Genomic DNA, 18,213 nt, shown 5'->3' on the forward strand with positions numbered 1-18,213 from the left:
CTGTGCTATCCGGTCATGGATTAATGTGCTGAGTTCCACCAAAAAGTTTCAGGGTTTCATCGATGATCTGATCATGAGCATATGGTGAATAATCCAACCACGGCATTTCATCTAGCAGATATACATGTTGGTTCTGCACAGGCATCAAATCTTGCCATTGCTGAGTATGTTGTAGTTTATGCCAACGTTGCTGGGATTCTGAGTCCTGGTCCACAATCAGTAACATGCGATCTCCAACCATTTGAGGCAACTCCTGTTCATCCAATGCACGATAGACTTGCCCTGGAAGCAGATCATGTGAAGGCGCCACGCCCAGGTCGTTATATAGAACAGCGCCCCCATTGCGTCGCCCGTAGATTAACAGATGACCCATCATGATATGAATAATGGAGACCGTATCCTTACCGATTAAATGAGTAAGCTGCTCTTTGGCTTGGATTACCTTGTCATCGTACTGCTCCAACCATTGCTGAGCATCTTGTTGCTGTCCCACAATGGAGGCAACTTGTATGAAGTGTTCCCGCCAGCTCAATCCTTTCCATGGGATAACGATGGTAGGCGCAATTCGCTGTAGCGTTCTTTTTAACGTATGGGCTTCGTACTCATTACAGAGTATGAGGTCAGGGCTCGCTTGCATCAACAACTCAACGTTGGTTTGCCAGATATGAGGATTCATTCGTTTGCTACGCCCCAGATGATAAGGGATATTGGAGAAAAAAAGATTCCTGTGTTGATCCCGTCGGTTATCGATCAATGCCGCATGGGGGATGATCTGTAATGCCAGCAGATGGCCAGTGGTTCCGAAGGAGAGAGCGGCAATTTTACTGCGTTTCTGTCGTTGATAGGTAGAGGGAGACACGCCAACATATTTTTTGAATTTGCGACTAAAGTAAAACTCGTCCTGAAAACCAACCTGTGAGGCGATATGTTTGATGGTTTGGCCGGGGACGAGCAGCATCTCTTTGGCCCGGTCCATGCGGATGCTATTCACGTATTCCATGGGACTGATGCCAGTGCTGTTTTTGAATACCCGCGAATAGTGCCACACACTCATGCCTGCCACTCCGGCAAGAACTTCACGAGAAAGATGCTCAGCATATCCAAGCTCAATAAGTTCAAGCGTTTGATCCAAAGCAGAGGTGTGTTCGGAATCTCCTATTGCACTTTCTTTGGGAGGAGCATACACATGGGTTAACAATTCATGCATCAAAGTCTGAATGCGAAATGGACGATTTTCTTGAGGTACAGAGATGCATTCATGGAGCTGTGAGGCAATTCTGGTACATTCCTGAAAAAGTTCATGCGGCAACTCATCAGCATAAGCCGAACGAAGTAACCCTTTTTGGTATACCTCCATTACAGTAGATCCGGAAGTAGCTTTATTGATGTCGGAGAGAGGCTTCAACATATCAAAATATATCGCGATGCCCTGTAAAGGATGAACCTCATCCGTTGTATATTCTATCGCTGTTCCTGGCAGGATCAGATACATCTTGCCGAGTGTGGCATGATTCAGCCTATGCCCAATACGGATATCGGCTTCACCGCCAGTACAGATGAGCAGAAGATGTGAGTCCGCTAATACGAATGGGGCAAGAAAAGACGCTTGATCGAGAACTTCGGATGTCTTGAATCTTGCATATAGGTCACGGGTATGGTCACCGTTAGATATCAGTGGAAAGACTTGCAAAGTCACCAGAATCCCTCCTTAACTTGCAATAGTAACATTACATATGATGTATTTGAGAATAATTATCAATTATCGCATATTGTCATTCAAATAAGAAGTCCATATGATAATATGAAAATGAAATAGCGAATTCTAATCATTGAACCGCGTAACTTTCCACTATAACTTGAATTGAAATAGGTTACCGAGTTGGAAAATAGCCAATACATAGTTCCCATCATCTAAACCGTTGAGCGAATAATTAGTGAAAATCTTAACTGATGTTAATCGTAGAATTACTTAAATAACAGATCATTTAATTCACTACGCAAAAAAAGACAAGCCCCTCTCCTACGATGTCCGCAGGAAGAGGAACTTGTCTTTTTAATTAGAGCTTGCGATTAGTATCTTTCCAGAATCGTCTGTGTTTTCAAGCCATCTGCAGGAATCAGCCAGTTGTTGTTCTCCAGTAATTGCAGCAGTTGGGTACGGAGTCCGGATACGGCTACAGCATCATCGGTTTTGAAAGAAACCTCTACGATATTCTCAATACCTGTACCTGCTGCGTCACGGATCGGCCATACTTCGAGTGTAAGCTCTTGACCACTCCATGTACCTTCATATCGTTGGAATGTGATTGGACCATATGCACGGGATTGAGTCAATTGCTGCTTGCCCCAGTTGGAGGCAGACCAGTTTTTCAATTTGCCCGGAAGCTTGTCCAGTAACATGTTCAAGGCTTCTTGCTGCGAAGGAAGTTGGACTCCTGTCGCTTTGGTATCGACTTTTTTGGTGTTGGAGAAGCTCAGCGTCTGTTTGCCGTATCCCCAATCAATCTCAGCCTCGTAGTTATCATCCGATTTATCAAATCCCTCTTGGTTAGCCAGAGTCAGCGCTGCGTTGATGTCGCCATTGATTACAGGGTAGCGTTTTTTATAAGTCAATTCGTAGTTATTCTTGTCATCCTTTTTGCGAAAACGAACGTTCCATCCTTGTTGATCCAATCCGAGAGCATTGGTGTCGAAGTACTCTACGTTAATATTTCTTGGCGTGGAATTTAGGCCGAGTGTCTGGATCACTTCACTGCGTGGTGTCCCATCTGTATTCAATACAAGTTCCGGCTTGGCCAGAAACTTTACTTCATAAGCAGGAACGGCATTGGCAGCAGCTGAAGCCTGGGGTGCTCCCAGAAATGTCATTCCACTTCCCAATGTTACGATGCTCAACATCAATGAGGCGGTTACCTTTTTCCACTTTTTCAAAACCAATCACTCTCCTAATCTGGATTAACGTACAGACTCACTTTATCGCCTGAATATATGAAAGCGATTAAAGGGAAGCGCACATTGCGTTAACCCTGTATAGATTTGATGAATGGCAAACGATAGTTTATAGCGGATCAGGGCAATCAGCCATGGAAAATGGGGAAGCCGTGACTCACCTCTCGCAGCACTTCTTTGAAGCGGTTTACCTGAACGGAAGGGTGGCGATCCTTGTTATGTACAGTATAGATATGGCGCGGTGCCTGCTCTCCCGGAATTGGAAGAACTTGAATGAGCCCGTGCTGTTCCTCCCACTGTACCGCCATCCGAGACATGAATGAGACATGCCCCCCGATTAACACGAGCTGTTTGATCGCTTCCAGGGAATCCATCTCCACGGTACTCCGCAAACGAATATCATGTTGCGCAAGCCATTGATTGGTTAGCCGCCGTGTACTGGATTCATTGCCATGTAAGGCAAAAGGAATCTGCGCGATATGATCAGGTGTTAATGCATCCTTCTGGGCCAACCCATGTTGCGGGGAACAGATTAAAACCAGGTCGTCTTCACATAACGTCTCTGCTTGCAGGGCAGGGCCAACAAATGGCTCGGAAGAGATCACCCCCAGGTCAATCTGATGCCGAATCAGCATCTCGCGAATAACAGGTGATGGTTTGACGGATAAGACAATACGAATGCCCGGGAATTCCTGAGAAAAGGTGTTGAGTATGGTAGGCAGCAAATATGTAGCCGGTACATAGCTTGCTCCAATGTGCAGGGTGCCCCGATAGAGACTGTCATATTCCTTTACGACCCGTCTTGCCTCTTGGGTCAGAGCATTGATTTTGACAGAATAGTGGAGCAAAGCCTGTCCGGCTTCGGTTAAAAAGGTCTTTCCACTACGCGATTCGAATAATCGCACGCCCATCTCTTCCTCCAATGACTTCATATGAAATGTAACGGTGGGTTGCTTGATCCCCAGTAACTCGGCCACGCTTGTCATGTGATGATGCTTGTCGATCAGTTCAACAATTTGCAATTTGATCAGATTCAATGTCCCGACACTCCTCTCACTTCTACTAGCCCCAATATATAAGATGATCTAATGTTTTTCATAAAGACGGAGAGTACAGAACCAATCTGAAGAAGCGAAGCCAAAAGCTTTCTGGAAGAAAGCTGCTTCGGAAGCATAAGCGTTCGCCTTTATCCCCGGATTTCTCCCTTCATAAAGGGAATATAAGAAATCTGGGGATAACAGCGATCGGAAGATGGTGCTGTAATCGAAGCGACAACATGAAAATTAATTTAGTTCACCTACTATAGATTTAATCTATGAACATCAACAGAATTCATCTAAAAAGTTAATTCCAATTTTACATACAAGACATACAACTCGCGAAAGCGGACGTTAGACTGAGAACAGTGCAAGAGATCAAGTAACAGAAGACAGGCAGGGATGCTTATGAAATTAGAGATGACAGCAATTCAAAAATCATTTAATCAAACACCCGCACTGCTGCCGACAGATCTAAAGCTGGAGCATGGAAAGTTCACGACCCTGCTCGGCCCATCGGGCTGTGGCAAAACAACACTGCTTCGCATGTTGGCCGGGCTGGAACAGCCGGACGCGGGGGAGATTCGGGCAGATGGTCAGTGTATCTACTCTGCGGCGAAGCGGATTGACATACCAACACACAAGCGTAATCTGGGCATGGTGTTTCAGGATTTTGCATTATGGCCGCATATGACCGTATACGAAAATGTAGCGTTTGGCCTGAAGGCCGGAAAACAGAAATCTGATCTGCGGCAAAAGGTGAACGAAGCGCTTGGCATGGTTCGCCTGCAAGGCATGGAAGATCGTTATCCTCATCAGCTGTCTGGTGGACAGCAGCAACGGGTTGCTTTTGCCAGAGCCGTAGCGGTCAGACCTGGTGTGATCCTGTTCGATGAACCACTGAGCGCACTGGATGCTGTACTCCGGGAAGAGATGCGGATTGAGATGATGTCACTGGTTCGGGACATGGGATTGACTGCGCTGTACGTCACACATGATCAGATTGAAGCGATGTCGATGTCAGATGAGATTGTGGTGATGCAGAAGGGGCGGATATTGCAAAAGGGAAGCCCGGAAACGATCTACTCGGCGCCAAGTGATCCGTATGTTGCTTCGTTTATCGGAAAGTCCAACTGGCTCACGCCTAATCAATCGATGGTGCGTCCAGAGCATGTCACCTGGAACAAAACAGGTCATGACGATCTGTGTTATCCGGGGACGGTACTTAGTGTCAGCTATGTAGGTGAACGTTATGAAGTACGAGTGCAGATGGAAGGGCTTGGCGTGTGGACAGCCTATATGAACCAAAGAGTGCGCGTAGGGGAGCGTGTGCAGCTCTATGTAACCCCTGAGCGGATATGCCGAATGGACGGTTATGACCACCCGAGTATGAAGCAGAATGAAGCGATCGCAGTGGCATATTAAATTGTTGAACGAGCACGCAGTTGGAAGCAGAAGTACACATTTTATAAGAAACCAGGGGAGATGGACGAATATGTTGGGTATGAAAACACGGAAAAAGAGCGCAATGCTGTTATTAACAGCGGTAATGAGTATCAGTTTGTTCGGATGTAGTACAGGGAACTCGACCACAGGCAACGCGGCACAACCCGCGGGCGAAGGAAACACGGCAGCAGCGGCGGAAACAACGAAACCGGCTGGTGGCAAGTTGGTCTTGTACAGTGCTGGCCCACAGAAGCTGGCGGATAACATCGTGAGCGGATTTACAGACAAAACAGGGATCGAAGTTGAGATGTTCCAGGGAACGACAGGAAAAATTCTGGCTCGTATGGAAGCTGAGAAATCCAATCCGGTTGCAGACGTTGTGATCCTGGCCTCTTTACCTTCCGCACAGGCTCTGAAAGCCGATGGACTGACTATGCCATACCCTGAAGCAGCCAATGCAGACAAGTTGAACAAGGACTGGTCGGATGCAGAGGGCAACTATTTTAGCAGCAGTGCTTCCGCACTGGGCATTGTGTATAACACCAAACTGGTATCTACACCACCAACAAGTTGGGCAGAGCTGGCTACGCCTGCGTGGAAAGATGCAGTAAACATTCCCGACCCTACATTATCAGGTTCAGCACTCGACTTCATCACAGGATACCTGAGTGCGAATGGTGAAAAAGGATGGGATCTGCTGAGTGCCTATAAAGCCAATGGTGTAGCGATGGCAGGTGCCAATCAGGAAGCACTTGATCCAGTCATTACGGGTGCCAAAAGCATCGTAGCAGCAGGTGTGGACTACATGGCGTATTCCTCCAAGGCAAAAGGCGAACCACTGGATATCGTATATCCTGAGGAAGGCACGGTCATCAGCCCAAGACCGGCAGCGATTCTGAAATCCAGTCCAAATGTAGAGAACGCCAAAGCGTTCATTGACTACCTGTTGTCCGATGAAGCACAGAAGCTTGTTGCAGATGCTTATCTGATTCCGGGCCGCGAAGACATTGAAGCGACTAACCGTGCCAATGTGAAGGATATTCCACAACTTAAAGTGGATTGGAACTGGATGAGCGAACATGGCGAAGAGACAGCGGCGCGTTTTTCCGAGACTTTTAAATAAGAAGAACAAGGATAGAGACAATTAGGCAAAAGGAATACCTGCTGTCTGTGGAAAGTCATGTGAGGTGAACGTAGTGAAACCTGTTGGAATAGACAACAACCGAATTTTTCGGAGAGTGGGCGTGATTCTGGCCCTCTTTCTGCTGACCATAAGCATTGGCGTACCGCTCTTGTTGATCTTCTGGCAAAGTGTGTATCCGGACGGGCAGTGGGATTGGATGGCTCCGATTCGCACGATTACCGGTCATCATCTATCAGGTGTATTGCTGAATTCCGTCTGGCTTGGCATCTGCGTTGTAGCGGTAACTACGCTGCTGGCGCTACCGCTGGCTTGGATGATGGCGAAGACCCGAATGGGCGAGCATCGCTGGGTCGATGTAATCCTGATGATTCCGTTCATGACCCCGCCGTATATCGGTTCGATGGGCTGGATTCTGTTTATGCAAAAAGGGGGATATCTGCAGCAATGGGTGCCCTCATCTGCGGGCTGGAGTGAGCTGTTCTTCAGCTTCTGGGGCATGGTGCTCATCATGAGCTTGCACCTGTTCCCGTTCCTGTATCTGCTGCTTCGAGATGCGTTGATCCGCATCGGTGGCAATCTCGAAGAAGCGGGAGCTGTGCACGGTGCACGTGCAGGATACCGTTTCAGACGTATTATTTTACCCTTATTGTTGTCGTCCTACGGCATGGGGATCATGCTGGTCTTTGTCAAAACGATTGCGGAATTCGGAACTCCGGCAACCTTCGGGCGCAAGATTGGCTATTATGTCATGACCTCCGAGATCCATAAGTACATCTCCAGTTGGCCGATTGACTTCGGCAAGGCGACTTCGCTGGCATCGGTGCTGTTGTCCGTCTGTCTGGTGATGTGGTATATGCAGTCTGCCATGAGTCGAAAGTTCACGTATCGTCTGGTCGGTGGCAAAGGGCAACGTTCGAAGCGATATTCTCTTCGTGGCGGAGCAGGATTGTTATGCGGGGTGTATCTTGCGATTCTGTTGATCCTGTCGATAGGTATCCCGTATTTCTCCATCATCGCCGCTTCGACCATGAAGTTACGGGGATCAGGAATTGCTTTTGATAATCTCACCTTGGATCATTACAAGGAGCTGTTATCTTGGGGATCAGTGAGTATGAAGGCCATCGGGAACAGTCTGGGATTATCCCTCGCGGCTTCAACGGTCGCTGTTATTATCGGAACCGGATTTGCACTAGCGATCGGCAGATCATCTTCATTCATGCAGCGTGTGATTGACTTGTTCAGTCTGTTGCCTAATACGGTGCCGGGTATCGTGATGGTGGTGGGTTTGATTCTGTTCTGGAACTCACCCTGGATGCCAGTCACGTTGTATAACACCTATGGCATGGTTGTGCTCACGTACGTTGTGCTCTTCTTGCCTTACACCGTGCAGTATGTAAAATCGAGCTTTACCCAGATTGACGGAACGTTGTTCCAAGCTGGGCAAGTGTTTGGCGGGAAGCCGCTGTATATTCTGCGGCGTATCCTGATCCCGCTGATCCTACCCGGCATGTTGGCCGGCTGGATGATGACCTTCACGATTGCAACAAGAGAACTGGTTGGATCGTTATTGATTCTTCCGCCGTCGATGCAGACGTCGGCTACGTATATTTTTGCCCAGTTTGAACAAGGTCAGGTATCACTGGGAATGGCGATGGCCGTGGTGACTGTAGGTATGACGGTGTTCATGCTGCTTGGAATCGAAATGCTGAATTCAAAGAGAAAGTGGAATGCATCATGATCAAACTGAACGTATGGGGCGGGGCAGGGGAACATGGACGTTCCGCCTATCTCCTGAGCGGCAGCAATGTTCGCCTTTTGCTGGATTGTGGTGTGAAAAAAGAAGGTACGGGCGAGTATCCGATGATTGACCCGGAGATTGTCCCGCAACTGGATGCGGTCCTGTTGTCCCACGCCCATGAGGATCATTCGGTCGCCATCCCTTTGCTGTACAAGATGGGCTACCAGGGTGAAGTGTGGACGACGAGAGAGACGAGGGCGCAGCTGCGTACGTATTTTGCCAACTGGCGAAGGTTTGTAGAACGTGTAGGCGAAGAACTTCCTTATGATGAAGCAGATGAGCAAGCTATTCGTTATCGGTATCTGGAGGATGAGGTTGTATCCCAAACCTGGTTCGAACCCATTCCTGAAGTAAAAGTGATGTGGGGACGCAGTGGACATCTGGCTGGATCGGTGTGGTTTGGGGTTGAAATGGAAGGTAAGCGGATTTTTTATTCCGGGGACTACACGTCTGAATCGATGCTTTTACAGGAGGATTGTCCAGCGGAGGCGTTCTGGCAGACAAGCATGCTTCGTGAGAATCCGGTGTTCGATGCTCCGAGCAGCGAGCGGTGGGGTACGGAGGAACTAATTGCTATAAACAGTGGGCAAAAGGCTGGAGAACTCATAACGTCACCAGATCAGACATCTGTTGCATCAGAAGCGTCGTCAAGAACACTCGTATCCACGGAGATACCCATGAAGCAGAGAAATTTCACATCCAAAGAAGCAGATGGAGTAGGCAGAGCAAGCGGAGTAGATAGAGCAGCAATATCTTCAGTCGGGCTGGTAGATCTGGCGATTGTTGATGCGGCCTACGGTACGGACCAAGATACACAGGCTGACAAACTGGAACAGCTCGAACGAGCCATTCGCCATACGATTGCACGCGGTGGAAAGGTGCTACTACCCATGCCTGTCGTAGGGCGTGGACAGGAGATCATACTGTGGGCACAGCAACAATTCCCGGCTATTCCAATCGTAGTGGAACAAGGGCTGGTGGACGGTATGAAGCAACTTCTGCATGTTCCGTATTGGTTGAGGGAGAAGGGAGAGCATGTCATCGGAAGTTCGTTGAAAGACGAAATCGATTGCTTTCTGACCGGACGAGGATGGGATCTACCTACAACCACCCAAGAGCGGGAACAACTGTTGGAACATCATGCTGCTTCGCTATGGTTCATTCCGGACGGCATGATGCAGTCCTCGCTTGCCCGTTGGTACTATAGTCAATTATCGGACAGGGAGGAGAATCTGATTCTGCTCACTGGGCATGTTGCTCATGGTACATTTGCTGATAAGTTGCTACGGGTTCCTGACAAGTATGGAGCATGTGAGGTGCGGAAAATACGTTATAAAGTTCATCAGGGCTGGAAGGATGTTGAACGGATGCTGCATCAGGTTCCAGCAAGGCATACGGTCCTTGTGCATGCTGACCGGGTAGAGACGGACCGATTAAAAGAAGGTTTGCTCAGAAATAGCCCGTCACCGAGAACAGTGATACATTCACTGTCTGCTGGTGACGAGCTATATGTGTGAATTGTGCATGAATCGAATTGATGCGTCAGATTGGAACGTCCCTGGGGACGTTCTTTTTCCATTGTTGTCTGATCATTTAGGGTTCGCGATGAATGGGGTGCTCCAGTTCGGCATGACCCATCAAACTATCAACGGCTTCACCATCCACCAGTATATCCAGACTCTTCACTTCATCAAATTGAAACATCGTTGTTGTTAAAGCTTCCAATGCGAGCAATTCTCCACTGGTACCGAGGTTCGCTTCAGCGGGGATATGAACATCCAAAGTCACCGTACCCTCAGCATATTGGACAGAGAGCAATTCCACCTGCTCCCAGAGGGAAACAAGCTCTGAATCGGTGTTCGTTTGCAACGCTACAAATGTTTTTTCATATTTTTCGGAGTCATCCTTGTACTCAATTTCCTGCTCTGTTTTCTCTAGCTCAAGGACCTGAGAATCTGCCAAATATACATCGACGACTTGTGTATTCATTGTGCCCAGATCCACCTCCGTTTCGGATGGGTTTGGTGCCTGCACCTGTCCTCCCTGAACAGCAGGTTCATTCGAACCGGATTGGCTCACTGGCTTCTGGGCACATCCAACTCCGATAAGGATCAAGCATGATAATATAAGTGCACAACCTAGCTTCTTATTCAAAGAAACACTTCCTTTATCTGATTTATTTGATGATTTATAGGCCCAAATACTCCTTGATTCCATCGGCTATCGCTTGAGCGGCTTTCATCTGAACAACTTCGGACGACATCAGTTCTTCATCGATTACATTACTCAAGAATCCTACTTCCAAAAGCACTGCAGGCATGGTCGTGTCTCGGATTACTTCCAAGTTGCCATTCTTCACACCACGATCTCTGAGACCCATGGCTTTCACCAAACGTTGATGAATGATTGTAGCTAATTCCTTGCTGTTACTGCGTTGATAATAATATGTCTCCGTACCTGTGGCTTGGGGGGCGGACTTCACGCTATTGCCATGGATAGATACAAATACATCCGCATTTAATTGATTGGCGAGTTGAACACGCTCAGGGCGGGTCGGATAGGTATCACCTTCACGAGTCATCACCAATTCGATATTGGGTTCATTGAGCAACAGGGCTTGTACTTTGTGAGCTAATGCCAGATTGTATTCCTTTTCGGGTTTGTTCGTGATGCTGATCGTCCCTGGATCACTGCCACCGTGTCCTGGATCGATGACCACAACCTTGCGTCCTGAGTCGCCTACTGGAGTGACTGGAGCAGGTGTGACATTGTCACCCGCAACATTCAGATCAATAATCAGTTTGTCGGCAATCACATTGTGGCTGTACTGGACATTCTTCACATTATTCAATTCTACGACAATGCGAACTTGTGCCGGTTCTCGTTTGAACAGTGAATATCTCACTTCTGTCACATTGGGATAACCGCTCACATCCAACTTGCCATTGAGTCCTTGATCCAGCGGCTGGGAGATATCGCCAAAGGTGGCTCCGGGCAAGTCCACAACCAGACGATCAGGGTACTTGAGGGTCGTTACTATCGGCTGAACGGCCCCATCGGTGGATAAAACGAGCTGATTATTGGCAAATTGGATATCGGTAACCTGAGCGGTAGAGCTTGAATCCCCTTTTCCAGGACTATTTCCTGGTTCAATAGCAGGTTCCTTACTAGTGTTCGTTAAGTATACGATCTTGTCTTGATTGTTCCATCTCACCTTAAGCCCCATCTGTTCACTGACAAATCGAATGGGAACCACCAGCGTTTTATTCAAAATCTGCGGTGCTGTGTTCAAAGTGACTTGTTTGTCAGCAACCATGGCTTGCTTTTGATCGACGGTTAGGGAAATCGTCTGTTGATCTTGCTGAATTTTTACAGTGCGTGCTTGTTGGTTCCAATCGACTTTGAATTTCAAATTTTCGGCAACGACACGAATTGGGATCATCACGTTTTTATTGATAATCGTCACCTGTACATCACTTGGGAGGACTAATTCCTCTCCATCCATAAAGATTTTCGACGTGCTTGCAGCGGCATTTCCCTGATTAGGGAGCAAAACGAGTAAGAATAGACTCAAAAACAGTAGTAAAATGGTTTTCTTCATTATGCACCTCGACTAATATTAGATCATTTTCTTAATTCCAAAATATCCCTACATATTATAAACGGTAAAAATGTAAAAATGTTTCTCTTCTGATATCTAATTATAAATTGATGGAAGAAAACATGATGTGTGATCGCAAATGGGATGAATATCTCTCTTTTTATTTTCAATGATGTAATTAAATTTCATATAATGTTTGACTTGTGAAATTTAATATCATATACTGGGTGAAATTATGGCAGGATGACGTGTTCATCGGGTCTTGCAGGAGGTTGGAAGTGGATGGATACAGGCAGCTATCCGATGTGGGAGAAGTATCGTTTGAAGCAGGAGCATCTGGTCATCGGACTAATGTCAGGAACGTCACTTGATGGAACTGACGCGGCACTGGTGCGTATTCAAACCGATATGAGCGGGGTATTACAGCAGATCGAGCTGGTTGATTTCGTCTGTGTGCCGTATTCGAATGGATTGAGAGACGTACTGATCCGGTTATGTTCACCGAGGACGGCGCGTGTCGACGAGCTGACAGCCGCGCATTTTGGTGTATCGGAGTGGTATGCGCATAGCGTTACGGAACTGATGCAGTCTGCCGGTATCTCAACGCAGCAGGTGGATATGATTAGCATGCATGGGCAGACGGTATGGCATGCTCCTGTAGCATCTGCATTTCCAGGGCCAACGGGAGCAAGTATTGATGTGGTATCGACATTGCAGATCGGTGAATGTGCTGTCGTTCGAGAACGGACAGGACTGCCAGTGATTGGCAACCTGCGGGCAAGGGATATGGCCGCTGGTGGGGAAGGTGCCCCGCTTACGCCTTATGCGGATGCTCTGATGTTCCGTAGCCCGACGGAAGGACGGCTGGTGCAGAATATCGGTGGCATTGGCAATGTGACGGTGCTTCCCTCCGAGTCTTCTACCGAAGGTATTTCGGCATTTGATACGGGACCAGGGAATATGGTGATGGACGCCATTGTGCGGCAGGCAACGGATGGGCGGCAGCATTATGATCCGAATGGAAGTATTGCCGCACAGGGAAAGGTCGATCAGGGTCTGGTAGACCTGTGTTTGGAGGATGAGTATTTCAAAAGACTTCCACCGAAAAGTACCGGGCGAGAAGTATATGGAGCCGCGTATGCAGTGAGACTGATGGAGATGGCCGCAAAGCGTTCCTTATCTCTTGAAGATACGCTGGCTACTGCCACCTGTCTGACCGCGGAAACCATCGTGCGTGCAGTGAAGGATTTTATCCTGCCCAAGGTGCAAATATCGGCCATGCTCGCGTGCGGTGGTGGCACTTCCAATGCCACGTTAATGGAGATGATCCGTCAGAGACTACCGAAGGATATCCGTTTGGAGCGAACGGCAGATTATGGTATACCCGATGATGCTCGGGAAGCCATTGGATTTGCTTTACTTGGCCATGAGGCACTTATGGGAAGAACCAATACACTTCCGGCAGTAACCGGCGCAAAACACGCCGTAATCTCGGGCAATCTCACACTTTAGTGAGACCTGAATTTAATATGAGTTCAGTTATGGAAGGGCGAGGAATTCGATTAGACGCGAGTGGAATTATAAGATAAAATCTTGTACATGAATGCAGTACGGAAAGGAGGAGCGAATGGAAGGCATGAAAGGTGGACTTGTACGTTTACGCGCATTAATGGATGACTTGACCCCGTCCGAACGGAAGATCGGAGCTTATATTCTCGATCACCCGCAAGAAACTGTTCAATCCTCGGTGGCCCAGTTGTCTGAACGGAGTGGAGGCAGCCCAGCTGCCATTATCCGTCTCTGCAAATCACTAGGTGTAACGGGTTTTCAGGAGCTGAAGCTGAAGATCGCCGGAGATTTGCAGACGAGTGAGCCATATCAATATACGGAGATTCGTCCCCAGGACTCCATGGAGAGCATTATTCAGCATGTGTCCGCAAACAATATTCAGTCGGTGAAGGATACGGTTCATATTCTGGACCCACGTCTGGTGGAAAAAGCTGTGGACGTGCTTCATCAGGCAAACCGGATCTTTTTCTATGGAGTAGGGGCCTCCAACCTGATTGCGCTGGATGCACATTACAAGTTCATGCGAATCAATCGCACAAGCTTTTCGTTCGCCGATCCGCATATGCAGATTTCGTCCGCAACGACGCTTCGTGAGGATGATGCGGTGGTATGTATCTCGTATTCAGGGGAGACGTCGAACGTAATCTCCTGTCTCAAACATGCTCATGATGGTGGTGCAGCGACAATCAGCATTACCAAGTGGGGCAGCAATACACTCAGTAGTATGGCGGATGTGCCCCTGATGATTACTTCTACCGAAAGTGATATTCGGAGCGGAGCAACTTCGTCACGGATTGCACAGTTGAACGTGATCGATATTTTGTATCTGGCGATTGCCAGTCGGGATTATAACCAGTCGGTGGAATATTTGGAGAAGAGCCGACAGGCTATTCTGGAGCACAAGTGAAGTAGAACCATATGAATCCCTTTCTGTTTATGCAGGAGGGGATTTTTTGACGGATTATATCCGCTTTTAGAATAAAAAAATAAAAAAAGAGCCCAGACTAATGTTGGGCTCCTCTCTTTCAACCTCTAATAATACCCCCTGTACGGCTCAGGAAGGCCCCGCAATGGCGCTGCGGACAAATCCGTCAGCCAGATCAAGCCTGTGCTGGGCTTCCGTTGCGTCCACACCTGCCATCAGCATGACGATTGCCGTTTTTACATGACCGTCTGCACCGGTAAAAGCCTCTTCAATATCCGCTTCATTTGCTCCGGTTGCCAGATGTATCATGCGTTTGGCCCGATGGACAAGCTTTTCGTTCGAAGGGTTCAGATCAACCATGAAATTACGGTAAACCTTGCCCAGACGAATCATGGCGGTAGTGGTGAGCATATTCAGAATCATTTTCTGGGCGCTGCCTGCCTTCATACGTGTTGAACCCATGACAACCTCTGGGCCGACAACAGCCTCAATGCTCACATCAGCCAACAGGGTCATCGGCGTGCCTGTATTATTACTCAGGCTGATCACCGTAGCCCCGATCTCCTTGGCGTGTCTCATCGCACCCAGCACATACGGCGTTCGTCCACTGGCTGCAATGCCAACCACAACATCGTTTTTGTCTAAGCCATGTTCATCAAGGTCGGCAGCTCCCAACTCCTCATTATCTTCAGCACCTTCAACCGGGTCCTTCACTGCCCGGAATCCCCCTGCAATAATACCCTGCACCATGGAGGGCGGGGTTCCGTAGGTAGGCGGGCATTCCGAAGCGTCAAGTATTCCTAATCGTCCACTGGTACCTGCGCCTACATAAAATAGCCTGCCGCCAGACTGAAACGCCTCCAAGATCCGATCCGCAGCTTGAGCAATGACCGGAATCAGGGGCTGAATGAGCTCCGCAATGCGTTGATCTTCCTTATTAATGAGTTCCATAATTTCTGCCGAAGGCAATTCATCTATATGATCCGTTAGTGGATTGGGTTGTTCTGTTAGTAGTGAATTCAGCATGTGATTCATCCGTATGGCCTCCTTCTCTCTTTTAAAATGATTCATTCAGGGAACAGCGTATTCTTGCCAGTTGTGCTGCCCCAACCGCTGGAGCGGGGGCATTTTCACGATATACAAAGTCCAACTCTCCATAATATCCCGATAACTTCAGGATAAATGTATTTCGGAAAAGTGTAGCGTATCGAAACATTGATCCGGACAGGACAACCGGAGTGGTTGCAAATTCGGGATGACGGGCAATCAGCGCCTTGGCGGTATCCGCCAATTGTGAGGCTTCGTCAATGATCAGTGCCTGGGCGGCCTCATCTCCGAGTTCAGCTGCTTCCATAGCTAAGCGGGCGATGGATGCGGTCTCGGTTTTGCCCCAATCCGTCTGATACACTCGCGTCTTTAACTCCGATATATCCCGAAGGCTCAGATTCTTTAGAAGAAGCGGGGTTAAACGGGTTGGAGGAAGAACACCGTCATAACTCTGCATAACCACTTGGAGTGCACGCTGCCCAATACGATAGCCACTCCCCTCATCTCCGAGCAGATGACCCCAGCCTCCTGCACGGTATCGCTCGCCTTCCCGCGTAAATCCGTACACGATGGAACCTGTTCCAGAGATACACAATACACCGTGCGTATGTCCGAGAGAGGCCATCAGAGCAATCTCTCCTTCGGATACAACCCAGACTGGACAACCTTCTGATGCCTGTTGATTACGACTCTTCATATAGTTATTTACTGCTTCGGCTATAAGTTGCCGTTCTTGGATCGTATCTACACCTGACATACCAAGGCATATACCCTCACAATTTGTCGATAAATCACTTATTAGATTAAATAGCTGTTCCAGCACTCGTTGCAGTTCGGAAATGGCCTGTTCAGTTGATACGCTGTGAGGATTCGTGGGACCGCCGCTGAGTCGGGCAAGAATTTCACCAGATTCAGAAATGACTGCTGCATCAGTATTGGTACCGCCTCCATCTACGCCTACATATACTCGCAAAGTGGCTCACCTCGCTTGCTTGGGTTTTCTTTTTACATAGTATAGTTGCATGAAAAGAAAAAGTAAAATTAAATTTTATAATAAAAAATAATGTTGAATTTTTATTTTACAACTCATATAATGAATTCAATCTACAATTTTGGAAGGAATTAATACTGTTAATGTCAATTAAGTTGACGTTAATATTGCATTTAAGAGATTTAGCCTGCGACTGGCAGGCCCAATCTACAGGGGAGGTGCTTTTCCTTACTGCCGCGTGTATAGGTGGATTGCGTTTGAAGGCCGAACGATCACAAAGGGGTAGCATGGTTAGGCAATGAAAGAATCGGATGATGACATGCAAAAGGAGATGAAGGGATGAAAAAGAAGGGTCTGGTATGGGCAATGTTGTTGATGATGGTTTTGGTTACTGCCTGTGGGAATAGCGGAGGTGCTGCTTCGGATGACCCGAATGCCGATGATACGGTGACGGTATGGACCTATCCTGTACATGGCACATATGAAGAAGAACTGAAGGATCTAATCTCTGATTTCAATAAAGAACACCCGAACATTACCGTGAAGACGGAAATGCTCTCCTGGGCGGAAGGGCCCAAAAAATTCGATGTCGCTCTGAACGCGGGCAACCCGCCGGATCTTTACTTTCATAGCGTAGACGGCACATATGTGAATACGGGATTGGCACTTGAGCTGGACAGCTACCTGACACCTGAGATCAAGGACGACTACCTGCCAGGTACGCTTGATTTAGGCCAGATTCAGGGGAAACAGTATGGACTGCCTTTGTATCAATTCCAATGGGCTTGGGGTGGTAACAAACGCATTCTGGAGGAAGCGGGCATTGATTGGAAGTCCATTCAACAAAATGGCTGGACCTGGTCCGAATTCAACGATGCTGCTGCCAAGCTGACCAAAACGCTGGATGGCGGGGCCAAGCAATATGCACTGGTTACCGACGGAACCTCGCTTGACTTCATTGAAATGCTGTCTCGTAACAACGGGATGATCGATGTTCTTGATAAAGACGGCACGTTCCAATGGAATGATGGTCGCATTTTGGATACCCTCTCTTTTATCAAAAACCTGATGGATCAAGGGTATATGCCGAAGGAAACGGCGGCTCTCGCTCCAGCGAAACGGACGGATATGTTCTACGCGGGGGAAACGGCGATTATTTCCAAAGCGATTCCTTATTATGATGTGATGATTCAGAATCGCAACAAGGACATCGATGATGGCAAGGTGCAGGGAGAGAAGATTGATTTTGTCCTGTTGCCTGTACCACATAATGATGATCAACCTGCGGCCACAACGATGGGCGGCGAAGGGTATGTAGCCTTCAAACAGAAAAAGGACAAGGGCGAACAGCATGCCAAAAATACGTTCCTGGTGATGGAGGCGCTTAGTGGTGCCAAAGCAGGGAACTCGGCCAATGAACTGGCGCTTCCATTCGTAAGACAGTCCCAGGTGGATCTGTTTAAAGGAAAAGAGCTTGGTCAACCGGATAATCTGGCTGCTGCAAAAGTCATGGCAGAGAATATCGCGATGCCGGTTGTACTTGAACTGGATATCGACAAAGCATCTCAGCAAAAACAATTCAAGGAACAGGTTGTGAAGCCTAATATTCAGGCGCTGTTCTCGGGTGAAAAATCACCGGAGCAGATCGCAGAAGACTTCAAGAGCAAAGGCCAGCAGATGTTTGGACAATAACTCGGACAATCAAA

The 18,213-nt window shown here is 47.9% G+C and carries 14 protein-coding genes; 7 read left to right on the forward strand and 7 right to left on the reverse strand.

The genetic code is table 11. The features are described from left to right. Positions 1–13: 13 nt before the first annotated feature. From MHI52_RS01800 to MHI52_RS01810, 3 genes are all read right to left on the reverse strand, one after another. Positions 14–1,696, reverse strand: a complete 1,683-nt coding sequence (locus tag MHI52_RS01800) for an AraC family transcriptional regulator (protein ID WP_315371995.1) — start codon at positions 1,694–1,696, stop codon at positions 14–16. A gap of 374 nt (positions 1,697–2,070) precedes the next feature. After that, a complete protein-coding gene (locus MHI52_RS01805) occupies positions 2,071–2,931 on the reverse strand; it encodes a hypothetical protein (RefSeq protein ID WP_076319606.1) in 861 nt (286 codons plus the stop codon). Positions 2,932–3,077: 146 nt separating this feature from the next. Continuing rightward, on the reverse strand, positions 3,078–3,986 hold the full coding sequence (locus MHI52_RS01810; protein WP_076253950.1) for a LysR family transcriptional regulator: 909 nt from the start codon (positions 3,984–3,986) through the stop codon (positions 3,078–3,080). A 408-nt stretch (positions 3,987–4,394) separates the two neighbouring features. On the opposite strand from MHI52_RS01810, the gene MHI52_RS01815 reads away from it, so the two are divergent. From MHI52_RS01815 to MHI52_RS01830, 4 genes are all read left to right on the forward strand, one after another. Further along, positions 4,395–5,411: an ABC transporter ATP-binding protein gene (locus tag MHI52_RS01815; RefSeq protein WP_405158325.1), complete on the forward strand. Its 1,017-nt coding sequence runs from the start codon at positions 4,395–4,397 to the stop codon at positions 5,409–5,411. Positions 5,412–5,481: 70 nt separating this feature from the next. Beyond that, on the forward strand, positions 5,482–6,555 hold the full coding sequence (locus MHI52_RS01820; RefSeq protein WP_036673000.1) for an ABC transporter substrate-binding protein: 1,074 nt from the start codon (positions 5,482–5,484) through the stop codon (positions 6,553–6,555). A gap of 73 nt (positions 6,556–6,628) precedes the next feature. Further along, positions 6,629–8,314 (forward strand): ABC transporter permease, encoded by a 1,686-nt coding sequence (locus tag MHI52_RS01825; protein ID WP_405159346.1) that lies wholly within the window; start codon positions 6,629–6,631, stop codon positions 8,312–8,314. Further along, positions 8,311–9,891 carry an MBL fold metallo-hydrolase gene (locus MHI52_RS01830; protein WP_405158326.1) on the forward strand — a complete coding sequence of 527 codons (1,581 nt, stop codon included), beginning with the start codon at positions 8,311–8,313 and terminating at the stop codon, positions 9,889–9,891. The genes MHI52_RS01825 and MHI52_RS01830 overlap by 4 nt, the downstream gene beginning before the upstream one ends. Positions 9,892–9,967: 76 nt before the next feature. Here the strand turns inward: MHI52_RS01830 and MHI52_RS01835 are convergent, their stop codons facing one another. Both MHI52_RS01835 and MHI52_RS01840 read right to left on the reverse strand, forming a co-directional pair. Next, complete coding sequence (locus tag MHI52_RS01835) at positions 9,968–10,528, reverse strand: GerMN domain-containing protein (RefSeq protein ID WP_036616485.1); 561 nt, start codon at positions 10,526–10,528, stop codon at positions 9,968–9,970. 34 nt (positions 10,529–10,562) lie between these two features. After that, entirely contained in the window at positions 10,563–11,975 is a 1,413-nt protein-coding gene (locus MHI52_RS01840; RefSeq protein ID WP_405158327.1) for an N-acetylmuramoyl-L-alanine amidase, read from the reverse strand. A gap of 282 nt (positions 11,976–12,257) precedes the next feature. On the opposite strand from MHI52_RS01840, the gene MHI52_RS01845 reads away from it, so the two are divergent. Together MHI52_RS01845 and MHI52_RS01850 are read left to right on the forward strand one after the other, a co-directional pair. After that, positions 12,258–13,487 (forward strand): anhydro-N-acetylmuramic acid kinase, encoded by a 1,230-nt coding sequence (locus MHI52_RS01845; protein ID WP_405158328.1) that lies wholly within the window; start codon positions 12,258–12,260, stop codon positions 13,485–13,487. A gap of 124 nt (positions 13,488–13,611) precedes the next feature. Beyond that, a complete protein-coding gene (locus MHI52_RS01850; protein ID WP_036616797.1) occupies positions 13,612–14,451 on the forward strand; it encodes a MurR/RpiR family transcriptional regulator in 840 nt (279 codons plus the stop codon). A 147-nt stretch (positions 14,452–14,598) separates the two neighbouring features. Here the strand turns inward: MHI52_RS01850 and murQ are convergent, their stop codons facing one another. Both murQ and MHI52_RS01860 read right to left on the reverse strand, forming a co-directional pair. Then, positions 14,599–15,504, reverse strand: coding sequence for an N-acetylmuramic acid 6-phosphate etherase (gene murQ, locus MHI52_RS01855; protein ID WP_338707568.1), 906 nt, complete (start codon positions 15,502–15,504; stop codon positions 14,599–14,601). A 22-nt stretch (positions 15,505–15,526) separates the two neighbouring features. Then, positions 15,527–16,489 (reverse strand): BadF/BadG/BcrA/BcrD ATPase family protein, encoded by a 963-nt coding sequence (locus tag MHI52_RS01860; protein ID WP_405158329.1) that lies wholly within the window; start codon positions 16,487–16,489, stop codon positions 15,527–15,529. 357 nt (positions 16,490–16,846) lie between these two features. Between MHI52_RS01860 and MHI52_RS01865 the strand changes: the two genes are divergently transcribed. After that, the gene (locus MHI52_RS01865) at positions 16,847–18,199 is read left to right on the forward strand and encodes an ABC transporter substrate-binding protein (RefSeq protein WP_405158330.1); all 1,353 of its coding nucleotides are present in this window, start codon (positions 16,847–16,849) and stop codon (positions 18,197–18,199) included. Positions 18,200–18,213: the final 14 nt, after the last annotated feature.

The sequence above is a fragment of the Paenibacillus sp. FSL H8-0283 genome, from assembly GCF_045040675.1.
Classification (GTDB): domain Bacteria; phylum Bacillota; class Bacilli; order Paenibacillales; family Paenibacillaceae; genus Paenibacillus; species Paenibacillus amylolyticus.

Bases quoted from the DNA above. Each gene is read 5' to 3' on its own strand.
- MHI52_RS01850 (WP_036616797.1), top strand. From the start codon at position 13,612: ATGAAAGGTGGACTTGTACGTTTACGCGCATTAATGGATGACTTGACC.
- MHI52_RS01845 (WP_405158328.1), top strand. From the start codon at position 12,258: ATGGATACAGGCAGCTATCCGATGTGGGAGAAGTATCGTTTGAAGCAG.
- MHI52_RS01840 (WP_405158327.1), bottom strand. From the start codon at position 11,975: ATGAAGAAAACCATTTTACTACTGTTTTTGAGTCTATTCTTACTCGTT.
- MHI52_RS01865 (WP_405158330.1), top strand. From the start codon at position 16,847: ATGAAAAAGAAGGGTCTGGTATGGGCAATGTTGTTGATGATGGTTTTG.
- MHI52_RS01820 (WP_036673000.1), top strand. From the start codon at position 5,482: ATGTTGGGTATGAAAACACGGAAAAAGAGCGCAATGCTGTTATTAACA.
- MHI52_RS01815 (WP_405158325.1), top strand. From the start codon at position 4,395: ATGAAATTAGAGATGACAGCAATTCAAAAATCATTTAATCAAACACCC.
- murQ (WP_338707568.1), bottom strand. From the start codon at position 15,504: ATGAATCACATGCTGAATTCACTACTAACAGAACAACCCAATCCACTA.
- MHI52_RS01830 (WP_405158326.1), top strand. From the start codon at position 8,311: ATGATCAAACTGAACGTATGGGGCGGGGCAGGGGAACATGGACGTTCC.